This is a genomic window from Streptomyces sp. NPDC057654, assembly GCF_042800135.1.
Taxonomy (GTDB): Bacteria; Actinomycetota; Actinomycetes; order Streptomycetales; family Streptomycetaceae; genus Streptomyces.
On sequence record NZ_JBHVHQ010000142.1, the window covers coordinates 1 to 13,515 of the forward strand.

At 71.9% G+C, this 13,515-nt stretch carries 11 protein-coding genes and 1 pseudogene; 7 read left to right on the forward strand and 5 right to left on the reverse strand.

The window, feature by feature from the left end:
- A pseudogene (locus tag ACFU99_RS14015) lies at nucleotides 1-181 on the reverse strand (PLP-dependent aminotransferase family protein); the annotation flags it as partial.
- Nucleotides 182-325: 144 nt separating this feature from the next.
- Between ACFU99_RS14015 and ACFU99_RS14020 the strand changes: the two are divergent.
- From ACFU99_RS14020 to ACFU99_RS14030, 3 genes are all read left to right on the forward strand, one after another.
- Nucleotides 326-1,591, forward strand: coding sequence for a Tm-1-like ATP-binding domain-containing protein (locus ACFU99_RS14020; protein WP_384390583.1), 1,266 nt, complete (start codon nucleotides 326-328; stop codon nucleotides 1,589-1,591).
- A gap of 88 nt (nucleotides 1,592-1,679) precedes the next feature.
- Complete coding sequence (locus tag ACFU99_RS14025) at nucleotides 1,680-2,501, forward strand: phosphoenolpyruvate hydrolase family protein (protein WP_384390587.1); 822 nt, start codon at nucleotides 1,680-1,682, stop codon at nucleotides 2,499-2,501.
- Between the two features lie 48 nt (nucleotides 2,502-2,549).
- On the forward strand, nucleotides 2,550-2,768 hold the full coding sequence (locus ACFU99_RS14030; protein ID WP_384390590.1) for a MepB family protein: 219 nt from the start codon (nucleotides 2,550-2,552) through the stop codon (nucleotides 2,766-2,768).
- Here the strand turns inward: ACFU99_RS14030 and ACFU99_RS14035 are convergent.
- On the reverse strand, nucleotides 2,743-3,648 hold the full coding sequence (locus tag ACFU99_RS14035) for an NAD(P)H-binding protein (RefSeq protein ID WP_384390593.1): 906 nt from the start codon (nucleotides 3,646-3,648) through the stop codon (nucleotides 2,743-2,745). The genes ACFU99_RS14030 and ACFU99_RS14035 overlap by 26 nt on opposite strands.
- Nucleotides 3,649-3,821: 173 nt before the next feature.
- Here ACFU99_RS14035 and ACFU99_RS14040 point away from each other — a divergent pair, with 173 nt between their 5' ends.
- Nucleotides 3,822-4,706: a LysR family transcriptional regulator gene (locus ACFU99_RS14040; RefSeq protein ID WP_384390607.1), complete on the forward strand. Its 885-nt coding sequence runs from the start codon at nucleotides 3,822-3,824 to the stop codon at nucleotides 4,704-4,706.
- 53 nt (nucleotides 4,707-4,759) lie between these two features.
- Here ACFU99_RS14040 and ACFU99_RS14045 read toward each other — a convergent pair whose 3' ends face one another.
- Both ACFU99_RS14045 and ACFU99_RS14050 read right to left on the reverse strand, forming a co-directional pair.
- Entirely contained in the window at nucleotides 4,760-5,428 is a 669-nt protein-coding gene (locus tag ACFU99_RS14045; RefSeq protein WP_384390596.1) for a sensor domain-containing protein, read from the reverse strand.
- Between the two features lie 204 nt (nucleotides 5,429-5,632).
- A complete protein-coding gene (locus ACFU99_RS14050; RefSeq protein ID WP_384390599.1) occupies nucleotides 5,633-7,942 on the reverse strand; it encodes a HelD family protein in 2,310 nt (769 codons plus the stop codon).
- A 400-nt stretch (nucleotides 7,943-8,342) separates the two neighbouring features.
- Between ACFU99_RS14050 and ACFU99_RS14055 the strand changes: the two genes are divergently transcribed.
- Together ACFU99_RS14055 and ACFU99_RS14060 are read left to right on the forward strand one after the other, a co-directional pair.
- The gene (locus ACFU99_RS14055; RefSeq protein ID WP_384390609.1) at nucleotides 8,343-10,712 is read left to right on the forward strand and encodes an ATP-binding protein; all 2,370 of its coding nucleotides are present in this window, start codon (nucleotides 8,343-8,345) and stop codon (nucleotides 10,710-10,712) included.
- A gap of 168 nt (nucleotides 10,713-10,880) precedes the next feature.
- Entirely contained in the window at nucleotides 10,881-11,948 is a 1,068-nt protein-coding gene (locus tag ACFU99_RS14060) for an ATP-binding protein (RefSeq protein WP_384390602.1), read from the forward strand.
- 63 nt (nucleotides 11,949-12,011) lie between these two features.
- Here the strand turns inward: ACFU99_RS14060 and ACFU99_RS14065 are convergent, their stop codons facing one another.
- Nucleotides 12,012-12,953 (reverse strand): phosphorothioated DNA-binding restriction endonuclease, encoded by a 942-nt coding sequence (locus ACFU99_RS14065; protein ID WP_384390604.1) that lies wholly within the window; start codon nucleotides 12,951-12,953, stop codon nucleotides 12,012-12,014.
- Nucleotides 12,954-13,444: 491 nt separating this feature from the next.
- Between ACFU99_RS14065 and ACFU99_RS14070 the strand changes: the two genes are divergently transcribed.
- On the forward strand, nucleotides 13,445-13,515 hold a 71-nt coding region (locus tag ACFU99_RS14070; RefSeq protein WP_384390610.1), incomplete at its 3' end, for a tryptorubin family RiPP precursor.

The following is a 13,515-nucleotide window of genomic DNA, read 5'->3' on the forward strand; positions in this document are numbered from 1 at the left end:
GGCTGACGCCGAGCGCCGCCGCCAGGACGCGCTGCGCGGGCAGCACGGTGCCGGCCGGCACGTCGCCGCGCTCGGCCAGCTCGCGCAGCGCGTCCGCGAGGAGGCGCGGCAGCGCTTCCGTGCCGCCTTTGGTCCAGCCGGTGAGCAGGCGCGACAGCCGGGTGGGAGGGATACGGTCCATGCCCGACATCATCGCTGTCTTCTCCGTCTCCGCATTGCGGAATCATCTCCGCACCACAGGCCAATCCGCCCGAAGTGGTCTTTGGCGGGGACCGGCGGCCGGTCGATGATCGGAGCACCGATCGTCCGTTCAAAGGAGAAGGACATGGCGAGCGTGGTGCTGCTCGGGACGCTGGACACCAAGGGCGCGGAGTACGCGTGGCTGGCGGAGCGGCTCCGCGAGACCGGCTGCGAGGTCGTGGTCGTCGACGCCGGAGTGATGCCGCTGCCCGAGGGCGCGTTCCCCGGCGACGTCGACGCCGCCACCGTCGCGGGCGCCGCCGGGCACGACGTGGCGGAGCTGCGTACGGGCGCGGACCGGGGCGCCGCGATGCGGGCCATGGCCGAGGGCGCGGACCGGGTGATCGCCAAGCTGCACCGGCAGGGCCGGCTGCACGCGGTGCTCGCGGTGGCGGGCAGCGGCGGCTCGTCCATCGCGGCGCGGGCGATGCAGTCGCTGCCGATCGGCGTGCCGAAGCTGCTGGTGTCCACGATGGCCGCCGGGGACGTCGGTCCGTACGTCGGCAGCAGCGACATCACCCTGATGTACAGCGTGGTCGACGTCGCGGGCATCAACTCCGTCTCCCGGCTGGTCATGGGCAACGCGGTGGCGGCCGCCGCCGGGATGGCGGCCCGGTACGAGCGGAGCCTGAGCGCCCCGCCCGCGCGGGGGCGCGAACTGATCGGCGCCAGCATGTTCGGCATCACCACGCCCGCCGTCGACGCCGCCCGCGCCCGCCTGGACGAGCTCGGATACGAGGTACTGGTCTTCCACGCCACGGGTTCGGGCGGCCGGGCGCTGGAGAAACTGGCGGCGGGCGGGTTCCTCGCCGGGGTGCTCGACCTGACCACCACCGAACTCGCCGACGAACTGGTCGGCGGCGTCCTCAGCGCCGGCCCCGACCGCCTCACCGCGGCCGGGCGCGCGGGCGTACCGCAGGTGGTCGCACCCGGCGCGCTGGACTCCGTCAACTTCGGCCCCGCCGACACCGTCCCGCCGCGCTTCGCCGACCGCCGCTTCCTGGTCCACAACCCCACCGTCACCCTCATGCGCACCACGGCGGAGGAGATGGCCGCCCTCGGCGACACCATCGGCCGCAAACTGGCCGCTGCGCACGCTCCGACGGCGGTCATGTGGCCGCTGGGCGGCGTCTCGGCGGTGGACGCCGAGGGCGGCCCGTTCCACGACCCGGCCGCCGACGCGGCGGGGCTGGCGGCGCTGCGCGGGGCGGTCGCGGGGAGCGCGGTGGAACTGCGGGAGGTGGACGCGCACCTCAACGACGCCTCGTTCGGGGTGGCGGCGGCGGAGCTGCTGGACCGGATGATCGGGGGGCGGCGGGAGGCGGCGGAGGGGCATACGGCGCAGCCTTGACACGCCTCGGCACGACTTGAGCAGACCTGCACCACACAGCACTACACAGCACGACGCAGCACCGATGGAGGACCCCACCATGGACCGCATGGACCGCACGACAGCCCTGGCACGTCTGACCGGCCAGATGAGCGCCGGCCGAGCCGTCATCGGCGCGGGCGCGGGCACCGGCCTGTCCGCGAAGTGCGCGGAGGCCGGCGGCGTCGACCTACTGATCATCTACAACTCCGGCCGCTACCGGATGGCCGGCCGCGGCTCCCTCGCGGGCCTGCTGCCGTACGGGGACGCCAACGCCATCGTGCTGGACATGGCGGGCGAGGTGCTGCCGGTCGTACGGGACGTACCCGTACTCGCCGGGGTCTGCGGGACCGACCCCTTCCGCATCATGGGCAACTTCCTGGACCAGCTGAAGGCCGTCGGCTTCGCGGGCGTACAGAACTTCCCGACCGTCGGCCTCTACGACGGGAAGTTCCGCGAGAACCTGGAGGAGACGGGGATGGGCTTCGGCCTGGAGATCGACATGATCCGCCAGGCGCACGAACGTGACCTGCTCACCGCTCCCTATGTCTTCGACGCCGACCAGGCGGCCGAGATGGCGCGGGCGGGCGCGGACGTCCTCGTACCGCACGTGGGGCTCACGACCAAGGGCTCCATCGGGGCGGCCACGGCCCTGACGCTCGATCAGGCGGCAGCCGCCGTGCAGGAGATGCACGACGCGGCGAAGCGGATCAACCCCGACATCATCGTGCTCTGCCACGGCGGTCCGATCGCGGAGCCCGAGGACGCGCGGTACGTCCTGGACCACACCGAGGGGATCGCGGGCTTCTTCGGCGCGTCGTCCATGGAGCGACTGCCTACGGAGCGCGCCATCACGGAGCAGGCGCGGGCCTTCAAGTCGCTGGAGTTGTAGTCGCTGGAGTTGTAACCGACATGACTGCTGCTGGGCGGTACGGGGCGTATGGGGCGTACGGGCGGGAAGCGCGCGTTCCGGGTCTACCCGCCCTGGGCCGATGCGCCCGACCGCCAGGCCCACGTGACGCGGACCTGGCAGTCGGAGTGCTTCCTGCCCGTACCGGAGACGGGCGGCCTGGATCTGGATGCTGTACGGGCGGATCGCCTGTACATACCGCCCATGACCCGGCGGGATGGGCTCAGGCAGCGGCGACGGCCGGCTTGAGGACCTCCTCGCACCACTGCCGGAACGTGGTCGGGGTCGTCGACTCGGCCGTACGCGGCTGGGCGAGGTCCAGGCCCTGGTTCTTGGCGTCGAACATGTCGACCATCCCCTGGGCCATCGCGTCGGTCATCCCGAAACCGGTGAGCCGGTCCTTGAGGGCCGCGCCCGGAATCTGCTGGTAGCCGACGTCCGTGCCGAGGACCTCGGAGATGATCTGGGCCATCTCGTTGGGCGACAGGTCCTCGGGACCGAGGCAGGGAACCTCCCCGGCGCCGCTCCACGAGCCGTCGAGCAGCAGCCGGGCGGCGGTGGCGGCGATGTCGCGGGTGGCGACGGTGGGGCTCTTGAGGTCGGGGTCGGCCATCATGAAGAACATGCCCTTCTCCTTGATCGCCCCGGCGTGGTTGAGCAGGTTGTGCATGAACGACGGGCAGGTCACGGCACGGTAGGCGACGCCCGAGGCGGCGATGAGGTCGCCCATCGCGAGTGAAGAGGCCACCAGTCCGGCGCGGTCGGCCAGCGCCGTGCCGCGGCCGAGGGCGGAGACGCCCACGACGCGCTTGACGCCGTGCCGCGCGAACGCGGCGCACGCGGGGCGGGTGAAGTCGACATAGGCGGCCTCGGTGCTCGGCGCGGACCCGTCGTCCGGTGCGAGCCAGAAGACGGCCTCGGCCCCGGCGCACGCCTGGTCGATGACGGCGGGGTCGCCGTGCGAGCCCGTGACGATCTCGACTTCGCCCCCGGCCTCGGCCCGTTCGCGGACCGCGGGGGCGAGCCGCGAGGGGTCACGGGCGACGAGGCGCAGCCGTGCGCCGCGGTCGAGCAGATCGTCGACGAGGATGCGGCCGATGGTGCTGGTGGGTGCGGTGATGACGATCATGAGTGTGTTCGTTCCTTCGTGCGTGATGGTGCGTCCGTATCGGGTGGGCTGCCTCGCGTTTCTGCGGCCGTGTCCACTGTCGCGGGGGAGAGGGCTGACGAACAATGCAAAGATTGGCAGCTAATAGTTGCCACAGAAGTAAAAATGCAGCTCAGGAGGGTACGGGCGTGGGTATGGACCTCAACTTGCTACGGGCACTCGACGCCCTGCTCCAGGAGAACAGCGTGACCCGAGCCGCCGAACGGCTCGGTACGTCGCCCGCGGCGGCCAGCCGCACACTGGCCCGGCTGCGCCGGGCAGTCGGCGACCCGCTGCTGGTCCGGGCGGGCCAGGGAATGGTCCCGACGCCACGCGCCCTGGAACTCCGTGAGGAGGTCGGGGCGTTGCTGCGCGGCTGCGACAACGTCCTGCGGCCGGGGGCGGGTTTCGACGCCGTGCACCTCCAGCGGACGTTCACGGTACAGACCACCGACTTGCTGCTGGTGGGGCTGGCCGGAACGCTGACCGAGCGCATCCACAAGGAGGCCCCGCACGTCGACGTGGTCTTCCTGCCGGAGGCGGTGGAGGGCGGCCCGGCGCTGCGACAGGGCTGGGTGGACGTCGAACTGGGCGCACTGGGCGACTTGGACCCGGAGATCCGGACCCGGAAGCTCGCGCAACTGCCGTTGGTGGGCATCGCCCGCAGCGGACACCCGCTCTTCGAGGGCCGAATCGACGCGCGCCGCTTCGCCGCCGCCGACCACATCGGCATCTCCCGCCAGGGCAAGCGCTCCGGCCCCATCGACAGCGCCCTGGCCGAACTCGGCCTGCGCCGCCGCACGGCGGTGGTCGTGCCCAGCCATACGAGCGCGATGATGCTGGCCCGCACCACGGACCTGGTGGCCCTCACCCTCCCCGACTGGCTCCCCGACACGACAACGGCCATGGGCCTGCGCACTTTCCCCATCCCCCTGGACCTGACCCCCCTGGACCTGGGCATGGCCTGGCACCCCCGCAACGCCACGGACCCGGGCCACCGCTGGTTCAGAGAGCATGTGGCGGGGGCGGTGCGGGGGTGATGGGGCGGGGGCTTTGCCCACCACCCCATCACCCGTACCCACCCCAGGAAGACCTACCCCAACATCCCCCGAACCGCAGCCCGGTCGACGTTTGTCAGGGCGCGGACCAGCTTCGGGGTGAGGAAGACGATGAGCAGGCCGGCGAGGGAGACCCCGGCGAGTTGGAGAGGCGAGGTCAGGTAGTACTGGTGGTGCACGCCGCCCGAGGTGAAGTCGTAGACGCGGTAGCCGGGCCAGCCGACGTAGTGCGGGAAGACCCAGTTGTACGCGGGCAGCAGCGCGACCGCCCAGCCGACCAGCAGCACCACCGTCGACAGGACGAAGCTCACCATCCGCCAGGGGAACATCACCACCTGGAAGAGGACCGCGCGCCACCCCGCCGCATCCCCCAGCCGCACCCGCAGCCCGGACCAGAAGCCCGGCGCGCGCGGCGCCGGTACGGGCGCGGGCGCCGCCACCTCCAAGCCGAGCTTGTCCGCCGCCCGTCGGCGCTCCGCCGCCCCCAGCCCGCGCGCACCGGCCGGCATCCCGGCCAGTACGGGCAGCCCGAGCACCGTGACGGCCAGGACCGCGCCGACCGAGAACATCGTCAGGGCGAAGACGAAACCGACGATGGCGATCGGCAGCGAGGCGAGCGTGTAGCCGATCTCCCGGTACGTAACGGCCGCGAACGGCGCGCGCCAGAAGCTGACCCGTTGCGCCGGAGAGTACGGCTCGGACACCGCACCGTAAGACAAAGCGCTCGCGCTGGCGCTGGCACTGGTGCTCAAGCTCATGACGGTCCCCGGATTCGTATTCGTCTGCATCTTCGTCTTCGTGTTTGCTTCGACCTCTACGATCCCGAATCCGCAGGCCCGGCGGCATACGGTGACGTGGCCTCTTCAGGGTGGTGCTAGGTCCACCCCCACCCCCGAGGCCGGCCGCCATCACGTCATCGTCGTCATCACCGGAAACTCCAGCCCCATCGGCAGCTCGCCGCCGGTGTATATCACCCCCAACCGCTGCGTAGCCCGCGTCAGCGCCACGTACAGATCGCTCGCCCCGAACTCCTCCGGCTCCACGACGATCACCGAGTCGAACTCCAGCCCCTTGGCCTGCCGGGGGCCGAGCAGTACCACCGGCCTGGTCAGATCGGGGGAACGGCCGGCGGACGCCTGCGGCAGCGCGGCGGCGAGTTCGGCGTGCCGGCCGAGCGGAGCGATCACCGCGAGATGCCCGGAAGCACCCTGGTCCGCGTCCCCCTCTCGCACCCCTTCCTTTTCCACTTCCTTTTCCACGGTTTCCGCCACCGCCCGAGCCAAGTCCCCGGTGCGCTGTGCCCAAGGCCGTACGCCCGTGGAGCGGATCGAGCGCGGCGGCTCGAAGGACGGGTCCGCGGCGCGCGGCACCGCCGCCGCGATCTCCATGATCTCGGTGGGCGTGCGGTAGTTGACCCCGAGCCGTACGCGCTTCCAGCGATCCCCGGCATGCGGCGTCAGGATCGCCTCCCACGAACCGCAGCCGCCCGGTTCGGCCGCCTGCGCCGGGTCGCCGACCAGCGTCATCGAACGCGTCGGGCAGCGGCGCATCAGCAGCCGCCACATCATCGCGGACAGCTCCTGCGCCTCGTCCACGATGATGTGGCCGAAGGCCCAGGTGCGGTCGGCCGCCGCCCGTTCGGCGGCGCTGCGGTGGTCGGCCTCCTCCTGCCGTTCGGCGAGCCGTTCCGCGTCGACCAGGTCGTGCGCGGCGAGGACCTCGGAGTCCTCCTCGTCGAGGTCCTCGAACTCGTACGTACGCGAACCGTGGGACAGGTCGAGCACTCCCTGCGCGTACGCGATCCGCTCCTGCTGCTCGGCCTCGGCGGCGGCGCGGGCCGCGGAGTCGTCGTCGCCGAGCAGTTCGGCGGCCTCGTCGAGCAGCGGAACATCGGCGGGAGTCCAGCCCTGACCACCGCCGCCACCACCGCCGTCACTGCCACCGTCCCGGCTCCGCCGGATAGCCTCCGCGTCACCCTCCTCCAGATGCACAGGCTCCGCGAGGAAGTCCGCGACCAACTCCTCCGGCGTGAGGGACGGCCACAACTCCGCGATGGCGGCGTGCACTTCGGCGCTGGCCGCGATCGCCTTGCCGAGCATGGCGGTGTCGTCGGGCCCGAGGAGGTTGGGCCCGCCGTACGGGTCCGCGCCGATCCGGTCCGTGAGCTGCGCGGTGAGCGCGTCGATGACGTGGAACGCGAAGTGCGGCCGGGCGAGGTTGTGCGGCAGCGAGGTCGCGCGCGCCGCGTGCCGTGCATCGCTCGCGATGTCGGCGTCCAGCAGCAGTTCGCCGTCCTCGTGGTCGATGACGATGGGCTCGTCGAACGGCGGCAGCGCCTGCCGGTCCCGTACGAACCGGGCCAGCGCGTCGGCCATCGCCGCACCGCCCTTGACCTCGGCGGCGCGCGCGGTGTCGGCGCCGGTCGCGGTCACGCCGGGGAAGAGGTCGCCGGGGGTGGCGAGGAGTACCCCGGTCTCGCCGAGCGAGGGCAGTACTTCCGCGATGTAGCCGAGGAACGCAGGGTTCGGTCCGACGATCAGGACGGCCCGGCGGGCGAGGAGCTCCCGGTGCGCGTAGAGGAGGTACGCGGCCCGGTGCAGCGCCACCACGGTCTTCCCGGTTCCGGGCCCGCCCTCGACGACGAGGATGCCGCGGTGCGGGGCGCGGATGATCCGGTCCTGTTCGGCCTGGATCGTCTGCACGATGTCGTGCATCCGGCCGGTGCGCGCCGCGTCGAGCGAGGCCAGCAGTACGGCGTCGGCGTCGGAGCCCTCGTGTCCGGTGCGGACGGTGTCGGTGAGGTCCATCAGCTCGTCGTGGAGCGCGGTGACCTGCCGCCCCTGCGTGGTGATGTGCCGCCGCCGGCGCAGCCCCATCGGGGTGTGCCCGGTCGCGAGGTAGAACGGCCGCGCGACGTCGGCCCGCCAGTCGACGACCAGCGGCGTACGGTCCGGGTCGTCGCGCCGCATCCCGATGCGCCCGATGTGGTGGTCGCGCCCGTCCTGGAACGCGAGCCGCCCGAAGCAGAGCCCGCTCTCCCCGGCGTTGAACGCCGCCAGCAGCCCGGACCGCTCGGCCACCAGCACCTCGCGCTCCAGCCGCGCCTGATGACTGTTCCCCTCCACCGGCAGCACCTCCCGCACCGCCTCCTCGGCCCCGTCCCGCAGCTCGGTCAGCCGCTCGTGGAGCAGATCGATGAATTCCTGCTCGTTTCGCAATTCCGTATTTGACAATTCAGCCCCGCTCCGATACCTTGTGAATGTCGGGATGAGCCACGTCTCAAAGTTAATGCAGACATGGAACCCCCCAATATACGCAGAGAAATACCCCGTCCGTCAATACGGATCGGGGTATTTCTTTTTCCCGGCCCGGGGTCGCGTATCGATCGAATCGATCAACTTGATCAACTCGATCAATAGCCCACCCGATACGCCCATAACCGCAAGCGGCCGGGCAGCCACCCGGACCCGCACCCCGCAGAGACCGGTCGATAGCGATCGCCCCCGGTACTCGCCCGCCCCGTCCTCGTTACCTTGGTTCCTCCGTGGCTCGGTCGGCCTTCGCGGGGGGTGTTCTGCGGGGTGTTACGCGGGGGTGTGACGGAGGGCGGTGGGATTCATGGCGTTCGGCTCGGCCCGGTGGGGTGACGGGCGGGTGCCCGCCGAGATGACGAGTTTTGTGGGGCGGAGCCGGGAAATCGAGCGGGCGCGGGAACTGCTGGCGCGTACGCGGCTGGTGACGCTCGTCGGGCCCGGCGGCGTGGGGAAGACACGGATCGCCGTGCGCGTCGCCGCGCAGGCTGCGGCGGCCGGGACGTACGAGGAGGGCGCGCGCTTCGTCGAGCTGTCGGGGCTCAAGGACGCCGAGCTGCTGCCGCAGGCCGTGTCCGAGGCGCTGGGGCTGCCGCAGCAGACGTCGAGGCCGCAGGTGGACGCGTTGATCGAGTACGCGGCGGAGCGCGAGCTGCTGCTCGTACTCGACACCTGCGAGCACGTACTCGACTCCTGCGCGGACCTCGCCGACCTGCTGCTTCCCCGGGCGCCTCGGCTGACGATCCTGGCGACCAGCCGGCAGCCGCTGGCCGCGCCCGGCGAGCATCTGCTGCCCGTACCCGCGCTGCCGCTGCCCCGGCCGGGCGACGACGGCGACAGCGAGGCGCTGGTCCTGCTCGCCGAGCGGGCCGCCGCCGTGCTGCCCGGCTTCGCGCTGACCAGCGCCAACCGGCCGCACGCCGTCGCCCTCTGCCACCGCCTGGGCGGCATTCCGCTGGCCATCGAACTGGCCGCCGTCCGGCTGCGGGCCCTGCCGCTCGACCAGCTCACGGCGCAGCTCAGCGAAACGTTCGCGCTGCTCGACCACGGCCGTATGACGACGCCGGCGCGCCACCAGACGCTCCGTACGACCATGGACTGGAGCCACGACCTGTGCACGCCCGCCGAGCGGTTGCTGTGGGCGCGGCTCTCCGTCTTCGCCGGGTCGTTCGGCCTGGACGCCGTCGCCGAGGTCGCCGCGGACGACGAGTTGCCTGCCGGGGCCGTCCTCACCCATCTGGTCGGACTCGTCGAGAAGTCGGTGGTGGTGCGGCTGGGCGAGGACGGCGACCGCTACCGGCTGCTGGACACCCTGCGCGAGTACGGCGCCGAACGCCTCGAAGAGCTCGGCGGGAACGGGGGGAACGGGGGGGCCGGCGGGACTGGTGGAACCGGGGGGACCGGCGCGCTTCGCCGCCGTCACGTCGCCTACTTCCGCGCCATGCTGCGCCGCTTCGAGGACCAGTTCGTCAGCTCCGCACAACTCCCGCTCTACCAGGGGCTCGTGGGCGAGCGCGACAATCTCCGGGCTGCCCTGCGGTACGCGGCGGCGGACGGGTCCGAACTCCTCGGCCTCACCGCCGTCATGTGGACGTACTGGCTCTGCTCCGGCCGGCCCGCCGAGGGCGCGTACTGGATGGAACGGGCCCTGGACCGCACCCGCGGCCACGAACCGTCCCCGCAGCGGGTGATGACCCTCGCCTGGTACTCGATGTTCGTCGGCCGGCAGGGCGACCAGGCGGCGGCCCTCGCCATCGCCTCCACCGCGCTCGCCTGCGCGCGATCACTCGACGACCCCCGGTCGTCGGCCTGGGCCGCCTTCGCCGAGTCGAGCGCGCTCTTCCACCAGGACGCCCACGAGCGAGGGCTGATCGGAGTGGTCGCGGCCGTCGCGCTGATGCGGGAGGCCGCGGACGTACACGGCGAACGGCTCACGCAGATGCACGTCAGCGTCGCCCACCTGATGGCCGGGCAGCCCGCCGCGGCCATCGGGGCCGCCCGCACCACGCTCGAACTCCTCGGCCCGGACAGCCAGGAGTGCTATGTCCGGGGATCGCAGTGCATCACCCAGGGCCTGGCGCACATGATGCTCGGCCAGCCGGCCGAAGCGGCCCGTTCGCTGCGTACGGGCGTACGGCTGAAGGGCGCGCTGGACGACGCGCTGGGCGTGGCGGCGGCCATGGACCTGCTGGCCTGGATCGCGGTCGGCGAGGGGCGGATGCGCCGGGCGGCCTGCCTGTTCGGGGCGTGTGCCGCGCAGTGGCGGAAGATCGGGCCGCAGTCCCTGGTCGGGAACGCGCAGATGCGTGCTCTGCACGACAAGTACGAGCAGCGGGCCCGCGACGAGCTGGGCACCGGACGGTACACCGCCCTGCACGCCAAGGGCGCGGCGCTCTCCCTGACCGCGGGCGTGCTGATGGCGGCGGAGGACAAGGACGCGCCGCCGGGCGTGCCGCGGCAGCAGGCGATCACGGCCCGGCCGCGGCCCGTTCCGCACGCGCTGACGCGGCGCGAGCGGGAGGTCGCCGGGCTCGTAGCCGAGGGGCTGACCAATCGGGAGATCGCCGAACGCCTCGTGATCTCGCGGCGCACCGTCGACGCGCATGTGGAGCACATCCTCGCGAAGCTCGGGTACTCCTCGCGGGCACAGGTGACGGAGTTGCTGAACGGCGGGTGAGGGGTGGGCGAGGGGCGGGTGAGGGTCCGTATGCCTACTCCCGCGATGGCGCTGACCTGCGGATGCCCGACCTAGGTATACGGATACGGGCCGTTCACCGATGTCCTGCCGACCTGCCCCGGCCAAGCTGACTGCCTTCTGCGTACACGAACCCTGGAGGTAGGAAAGATGCCGGAGCCGCTTGACGGCCGGTCCGCCGCGCGAGGAGGCCGCGACGCCGAGGCGCCGGGCGGCTGGGACGCCGCCGCGCTGATCGGCCGTGACGCCGAGGCGGCCGAAGTCGAAGGGCTGCTGAGAGAGCACCGGCTGGTCGCGGTGGTCGGCCCCGGCGGGGTGGGCAAGAGCGCGCTGGCGGCGGACGTGGTGCGGCGGATGCTCCCCGGCCCCTGGGCGGCGGTGGCCGCCACCGACCTGGCCGGACTGGAGACCCCCGGCCAGGTGTCGCACTGGATGGCCTGCGCGCTGCGGCTCTGGGGCCGGCCCCGGCTGGCCGAGGCGGTGGGGCAGCGCCCGACGCTGCTGGTCGTGGACACCTGCGAGCATCTGGCCGAGGAGTGCGCCGACGTGCTCGTACGGCTGGTGAACGCGTGCGCCGGCATGCACGTCCTGCTGACGAGCCGGGTGCCGCTGCGGACGCCGGCGAGCTATCCGCTGCGGCCGCTCGCCCCGGAGGCCGCCGCGACGCTGTTCGCGCGGACGGCGCGGCGGTTCGGCGCGAGCGTCACGCCGGAGAGCGAACTGGCCCGCAGGATCTGCATCTCCCTCGACGGCCTGCCGCTGGCCGTGCAGCTCGCGGCGGGCGGACTCGCGCACCGTACGCCCGACGAACTGCTGCCCTTCGTCTCCCGCCTCCGGCACGTACTGGACCTGACCTCGCCCGTCACCGCCCTGCCCAGCCGCCAGCGCACCCTGCGCGCCTCGCTGAGCTGGAGCCATCGGCTGTGCACGCCGGACGAGCGGCTGCTGTGGGCGCGGTGCAGCGTCTTTGCCGAACCGTTCACGCTGCGGGACGCGCTCGCGGTCTGCTCGGACGAATGGCTCGCCGCGGGCCCCCTTGTCACGGCCTTCGCCGGGCTGGCGGCCCAGTCCGTGATCACTCCGGAACCGCCGCCGCACACGGCGTCGTTCCGGATGCCGCGGGTGACGCGGGCGTACGGGCGGCAGCGGCTGGAACTGCTGGGGGAGGAGGCCGAGTTCGAGCGGCGGTGCGGGGAGTGGTGCGTCAGCGGTCGCTGAGGTACGTACGTACTCCCGTTGCCCGGTGGCGTCAGCGGGCGGTGGCGTGAGCGGGTGGTGGCGTCAGCAGGTGGTGGTGGCGGCGGCCGGGCGCGGGGCGCCGCGGAAGACTTGGCGGGTGTGCCAGGCGCGGTGGCCGGGGGCGACGGGGGAGGCGCCGGGCTGGGGGCCGATGAGCGGGCGGCCGGCGAGGGCGGTGACGTGGTCGCGGGCGGCGGCGCTGTGCCCGACGAAGTGCTGGGAGACGAGGACGACGTGACGTGCCTCTTCCGCTCCATCCTCCCCCACCCCGAGGACGCCTTTGTCGAACAGCTTGTGGTGGAGGGCGCAGAGGCAGAGCCCGTTGTCGACGACGTCCGGGCCGTCGAAGGCCCACCAGCGTACGTGCGCGGCCTCCAGCCCGACCGGGGTCGCCCCGATGCGCCCGTCGTAGCCGCAGAAGGCGCACTGGTACTCGTAGGCGGTCAGCACCAGGTCCCGCATGCGCCGGTCCCGCATGCGCCGGTCGCGCCGTTGCCGCGCGCTGCCGGCGAGGAGTGGGCCGGTCTCCGCGGCTTCCAGCTCCAGGCCCACCGCTTCGCACAGGTCGGGGTGGAGGGACGGCGGGAAGTGCAGGTCGAGCAGGACGCGGGCCATCCGGCCGAGAAGCGAGGGCTCGCGCCGCAGGGCGGAGCGCAGTTCGGGTACGAGCCGGCCGGCCGCACCCGACGCGCGCAGCTCCAGCACGCCGGTGCCGGGGCTGCCGGCCCCGCGGTCCGTGCGCACCTCCCAGACCCCGTCGCTGACGAGGTGGTGGAAGGGGTAGGCGGGGGTCGTCTTGTTGGCGGGGCCGTACTCGATCAGGAGCTGTTTGAGGTCTTCTTCGACGGCGCTGTAGCGGAGTTCGCCGTCGGCGTCCTCCTGGAAGCGGCCGAGTGCGTAGAGGAGCAACAGCGGCTTGTGGGGCGCGCGTACGCCGTTTCCCGTCCACTGCCTCAGCTTCGCGGTGCGCTCCAGCCAGTCCATGGCGGTCGATCATAGGCGGGGCGGTCGAGCATGGGCGGGGCGGTCGAGCATGGGCGGGGCGGTTGATCGTAGGCAGGCGATGGGGGGTGGGAGGGCCGGTGAGTAAAACATCGAAGGATGGAAGCGGCCCGGCAGGGGCTTCGCCGCGCTGACGGAGGGCCTGAAGCTGGATCATGCCCATGCCAGATTTGCCGCGTCGAACCATAACAATCAGCTCAAATCGCCTCGCTATTCCTTCAAGTATGGGAGGGGATGGGCAATTATGATCGGTTTGCCGCGATGGGAATGTACAGCCGCCCCAAAACGTGAATAGATGAATTCGCCGATGTGATGTGAGTCACTTGACACTTTAGGTGGGCGGGTCTTCACTCTTGCGCGGCGCCGGAATGCATTCCGAAGGGTTCACTGGGGTTCCGTCAGGTTCCGCTTCCTTCGGATTGCGGCTGTTCGCCGAGTCGGTCTGTCAACTGGTACGTATGAATGGAGGAATTATGAAGCTGGTTCGCCTGGTCAATAAGTTCCGTTCGGAGAAGAGCCTGAAGGCGTACTCCTGGTACCAGTG

Excerpts from the sequence above, each read along its gene's own strand:
- ACFU99_RS14020 (WP_384390583.1), top strand. The coding sequence starts at position 326 with ATGGCGAGCGTGGTGCTGCTCGGGACGCTGGACACCAAGGGCGCGGAG.
- ACFU99_RS14025 (WP_384390587.1), top strand. The coding sequence starts at position 1,680 with ATGGACCGCACGACAGCCCTGGCACGTCTGACCGGCCAGATGAGCGCC.
- ACFU99_RS14030 (WP_384390590.1), top strand. The coding sequence starts at position 2,550 with ATGGGGCGTACGGGCGGGAAGCGCGCGTTCCGGGTCTACCCGCCCTGG.
- ACFU99_RS14035 (WP_384390593.1), bottom strand. The coding sequence starts at position 3,648 with ATGATCGTCATCACCGCACCCACCAGCACCATCGGCCGCATCCTCGTC.
- ACFU99_RS14040 (WP_384390607.1), top strand. The coding sequence starts at position 3,822 with ATGGACCTCAACTTGCTACGGGCACTCGACGCCCTGCTCCAGGAGAAC.
- ACFU99_RS14055 (WP_384390609.1), top strand. The coding sequence starts at position 8,343 with ATGGCGTTCGGCTCGGCCCGGTGGGGTGACGGGCGGGTGCCCGCCGAG.
- ACFU99_RS14060 (WP_384390602.1), top strand. The coding sequence starts at position 10,881 with ATGCCGGAGCCGCTTGACGGCCGGTCCGCCGCGCGAGGAGGCCGCGAC.
- ACFU99_RS14065 (WP_384390604.1), bottom strand. The coding sequence starts at position 12,953 with ATGGACTGGCTGGAGCGCACCGCGAAGCTGAGGCAGTGGACGGGAAAC.